At 40.6% G+C, this 4,278-nt stretch carries 6 protein-coding genes; 4 read left to right on the top strand and 2 right to left on the bottom strand.

What is annotated here, in order from left to right; genetic code table 11:
- On the top strand, window positions 1-211 hold a 211-nt coding region (locus AB4Z17_RS32500), incomplete at its 5' end, for a histidine phosphatase family protein (RefSeq protein WP_441964469.1).
- A gap of 124 nt (window positions 212-335) precedes the next feature.
- Here AB4Z17_RS32500 and msrA read toward each other — a convergent pair.
- Window positions 336-851, bottom strand: coding sequence for a peptide-methionine (S)-S-oxide reductase MsrA (gene msrA, locus AB4Z17_RS32495; RefSeq protein WP_441909975.1), 516 nt, complete (start codon window positions 849-851; stop codon window positions 336-338).
- A gap of 213 nt (window positions 852-1,064) precedes the next feature.
- Between msrA and AB4Z17_RS32490 the strand changes: the two genes are divergently transcribed.
- The gene (locus tag AB4Z17_RS32490; RefSeq protein ID WP_076270150.1) at window positions 1,065-1,838 is read left to right on the top strand and encodes an HAD family hydrolase; all 774 of its coding nucleotides are present in this window, start codon (window positions 1,065-1,067) and stop codon (window positions 1,836-1,838) included.
- A gap of 60 nt (window positions 1,839-1,898) precedes the next feature.
- Window positions 1,899-2,444, top strand: a complete 546-nt coding sequence (locus AB4Z17_RS32485) for a GrpB family protein (protein WP_076270149.1) — start codon at window positions 1,899-1,901, stop codon at window positions 2,442-2,444.
- Between the two features lie 81 nt (window positions 2,445-2,525).
- Here the strand turns inward: AB4Z17_RS32485 and AB4Z17_RS32480 are convergent, their stop codons facing one another.
- The gene (locus AB4Z17_RS32480; RefSeq protein ID WP_441964466.1) at window positions 2,526-3,728 is read right to left on the bottom strand and encodes a serine hydrolase domain-containing protein; all 1,203 of its coding nucleotides are present in this window, start codon (window positions 3,726-3,728) and stop codon (window positions 2,526-2,528) included.
- A gap of 235 nt (window positions 3,729-3,963) precedes the next feature.
- On the opposite strand from AB4Z17_RS32480, the gene AB4Z17_RS32475 reads away from it, so the two are divergent.
- Window positions 3,964-4,278, top strand: a 315-nt coding sequence (locus AB4Z17_RS32475; RefSeq protein ID WP_441964464.1) for a cupin domain-containing protein, incomplete at its 3' end; no start/stop codon positions are given.

The raw sequence follows: 4,278 nt of genomic DNA, 5'->3' as shown, positions 1-4,278 counted from the left end.
GAATCGTGCCTTAGCGGTAATATCCGATGTGAGAAATAGCGGGTTCAGCAATGTGGTTATCGTTACCCATGGAAACTTAATGTCCTTGCTGCTTAAGCATTATGATACTAAATTCGGTTTTGAGGAATGGGCATCCTTGTCTAATCCTGATGTCTATCATTTGCAGTTTGAAGGTGAAGTTCCGATTATACAGCGAATTTGGAATGGCTGAGCTAGACAGAAAACCTACGGCGTATGAAATTATTTTCGAACGTTTCATATCAAATAGGGACGCAAACACGTAAAAGTGTCGCGTCCCTATTTTTTTTCTATCTTTCATTAAACAAAGTTATTTTCTACTTCCAGTATTTCTCGATAATAGCATCACGGCCAGAATATACTCTTGATTCCTTATAAAACTTTGGATTTTTACGGTGATAATTCTGGTGATACTCTTCCGCTGGATAGAATACTTCCGCTTTTTGAATCTCTGTTGCAATCGGCTTGTCAAAACGGCCGCTCTTTCCAAGCTCTTCCTTGGATAATTGAGCAAGCTGGCGCTGTTCTTCTGTATGATAAAAGATGGCAGCACGGTATTGGCTCTTGCGATCATTGCCTTGTCCTACAGCATCTGTAGGGTCAATTTGCGGCCAATAAAGCTCAAGCAGTTTTTCATATGGGAAGATGTCCGAATCATAAGTGATTTGTACGACTTCCAAATGACCGGTTTCACCAGTCAATACTTGCTCATAAGTAGGGTTCTCTAGCGTTCCGCCCATATAGCCGGACAGAATGCCATGTATGCCGGGCTGTTCTTCAAAAGGACTTACCATACACCAGAAGCAGCCCCCGGCAAACGTTGCTTTTTGTATCATTTGCTCTCCTCATTTCCTTAACTAATTAATAAAGCATTCGTATGAACACTTATTATAAGCTTGATCATTTCATCAGTCTATTGCTTTGGTGGCTTCATAAGAGACATTGTCTAGAAATTCCAAAGCTTTTGCAGTAAACTAATTGAATCTAATTATATCTACTTATAATCAATTAGTACATGACATTCATTTGGAAGTAGGGGATTACTTATGATTTTTGTTTTTGATTTAGATGGAACCATTTGCTTTAAAGGACAGCCTGTTTCAGAAAAGATTTTAAGTTGTTTGGAGGAATTAACTCAAGCAGGGCATGAAGTTATTTTTGCTTCCGCTCGTCCCATTCGAGATATGCTTCCTGTTATTCATCAACGTTTTCACAGCATTTCTCTTATAGGAGGAAATGGTTCTCTTATTTCTAAGGATGGCAGTATGATCGCTATAGAAACTTTTAATGAACATTTACGCCTTAACATGCTGAAGCTTATTGAAGAGCATCAAGCGACATATTTGATTGATAGCCATTGGGATTACGCCTACACCGGTTCTTTAGAGCATCCGATATTAAAAAATGTTGATGCCTCCAAGCTTGCTAAGCTTGTTGCAGTAGAGTCGCTGGAGACCATCGTCAAAATACTAATTCTTACCGCGAATGATATGGAAGTTTTGGAGCAAAAGCTCGCATGCCTAGAAGTTGTTATTCACAGGCATCGTAATGAAGGTGTCATTGATATTAGTCCAACTAATATTCATAAATGGAGTGCCCTGCAAAAATTAGGGGTGGAAGCCAAACAATTTATTGCATTTGGGAACGACGCCAACGACATTTCGATGTTTCAAAATGCGAAGCATGCAGTTATGATTGGCCATCACGATGAGCTCGCTCCTTACGCATCGGAAGTGATTCCGCTCGCGGGCAATTGCGAAGAACAAATCGTAGAAAAACTGAGGGAGCTTGCTGGCAAGCATGTTCCATTGAATTCTTAAATGCTGCATGAAGTTAAGTCATAAATTTTTAATAGAGAACAGCAACATAAGGAGCTCATTATGGAGGAACAATGGATAATTGCAAAATATGATCCAGAATGGAAAAATCGATTTTATGATATCGCTCTAAAAATAAGAAATGCTTTGGGGGACTTGGTCGTTCGTATTGACCATGTTGGCTCAACTTCGATTGTTGGTTTAGACGCGAAGCCCATCATTGATATTCAATTATCCGTTATTGATTTTGAAACGATCATAAACCATAAGAGTGAGATGGAGAAACTAGGCTTCGTATACCGAGAAGAAAACGCAGATAAAACGAAAAAGTATTTCCGAGAAATACCGGGCAGTCGAAGAACGCATATTCATGTACGGCAAGCAGGTAGTTTTTCAGAACAATTAACTTTATTGTTTAGAGATTATTTGCGCGCGCACCCTGGGGACTGTTTAAGATACGCTCGGGAGAAACATCGATTGTTTGAGCTTTATAAGGATGAACGCTCCAAGTATGTAGAAGGCAAAGGGCCTATCGTTTGGGATATCATTCAGAAAGCACATATTTGGTCGCAAGAAGCGGGTTGGAAACCAGCGGTTTCAGATATGTGAAGGAGTAACTTCTTATTAAGATGGAAGGAGCAGCATGCATAGGCAGCTGCTCCTCTTTTGCGTATATAGGATTTAAAGATGTTACATGCCCGATTCCTTAACCAGGCGTTTGACCATGGAATGAAGATTCAGCGATTTTAAACTTAAGCTCAGCTCTTGGTTAAAAAAGAGGATCAAACCAGACTTGTTATCTGGATTAAACACCGTAATCGTGAGTACTCCGGGATCTGATCCGTTGTGTCCGATCACCTTGCCCTTACTGACGCCCTTCAAGTAAAGACTATCCAGCGCTGAATAGCTCCATCCGAGTGCCTGATTGCCATTATCCGACTGCGGTTTGAACATCTCATCAAGTGTGGCCTGCGACAGGATGGTTCCGTTCTCGGCCTTCCCGCCGTTCATGATGGCAAGATAGAACTTAGCAAATTCGGTAGTCGTCGTCTTTAGCGTACCGTCGGGATAGGTCGGGAAAGAATAGGGCACTAGCGGTTTATGTTTTGCATCATATTGTACGGCAAGTACGTCATTGCTTAATAAATCTTTATGCAGCCATTTGGTATGCTTCATGCCTACCGGGTCAAAGATATGCTGCTGCGTATATTCCGGAAAAGGTGTTTTGGTCATCTCTTCGACAAGATAGCCTAGTAAACCATATCCGACATTGCTGTAGCTGAACGCCGAACCAGGCTTATTTTTCGTAAAGTTTTTTTCTTCGTCGTACCATTTTCCTCCGGGAACGAGGAAATCCTTCATAAACTGCGCGAGTGTAACGGTTGAGTCGCCACCACCGCTGTTCGAAGTGTAGAGGCTGTCGTACAGCTTCCAATTGTTATCGATTCCTGAAGTATGATTTAACAGCATGCGGAATGTAATGGGAGTGTCTGGAAATTTAGGATGAACAATACTTATCGGCAAAAACGTATTTATGTCATCATCCAGCTGAATGATTCCTTTCTCAACAAGCTGCATGACGGCCGTGGCAGTCACTGTTTTGGAAACGGAGGCAATCTGAAATACCGTGTCATTTGTGATCGGTATATCTTTTTCCCTGTCGGCGTCGCCGTAATTAATAATGCGATTGATTTGATTGTCTTTGATTATTGCGATGGATACGCCTGTCATGCCTGATTTCTTCATTTTGACCTGGACGAATTTCTCAAGATCCTTAGGGTTAGAGAAATCAACTTGAATGAAAGTAATCGTTGCGAAAGCAATTATGAGTGCTCCCAAAATAAGTCCAATGATTTTCCAAACCCGACCCTTCTTCCTTTTCTTCTCCATCATGACGCCACCTTCCGCCGTTTCTCAGGCCGACTATTTATAACATTTCTTAACTTTACCAGATATAGTAAAAAACGAATTCGCACCGCAGTCGAGTTTGTTGCCTCGACTTTAGACTAGATCGTGCTGGAGGTTTGAATTGTTATTCTTTTGTTTGTATAATAATTCAACTGGAAATGAAGGACACTTTTCATACCGCACTTTTCAACAAAAAGATTAGTGGTTAGGAGCAATTGCTATGAAAATAAGTAAACAATCTGCTGAACATTATATTTGGGGAGACAACTGTGATGGTTGGCATTTAGTGAAGAATCAGGAATTAAGCGTCATTCATGAAAAAATGCCAGCAAATACCGCGGAAGTAAAGCATTATCATCAAGATGCTAAACAATTTTTCTTTGTCTTATCAGGAACAGCAGTTATGGAAATTGGTGATCAAGAGGTTATTTTAAATCAACATGAAGGAATCGAGGTTCCACTTCAGATCCCTCATCAAATGTTTAATAAATCCAACGAAGAAATTGAATTTTTGGTTATATCTCAACCGAATAGC

The sequence above is a fragment of the Paenibacillus sp. TAF43_2 genome (genome assembly GCF_052113545.1).
GTDB lineage: Bacteria > Bacillota > Bacilli > Paenibacillales > Paenibacillaceae > Pristimantibacillus.
Note: the sequence above shows the minus strand (reverse complement) of the source record. Positions and strands in the feature narration are given on the sequence as shown.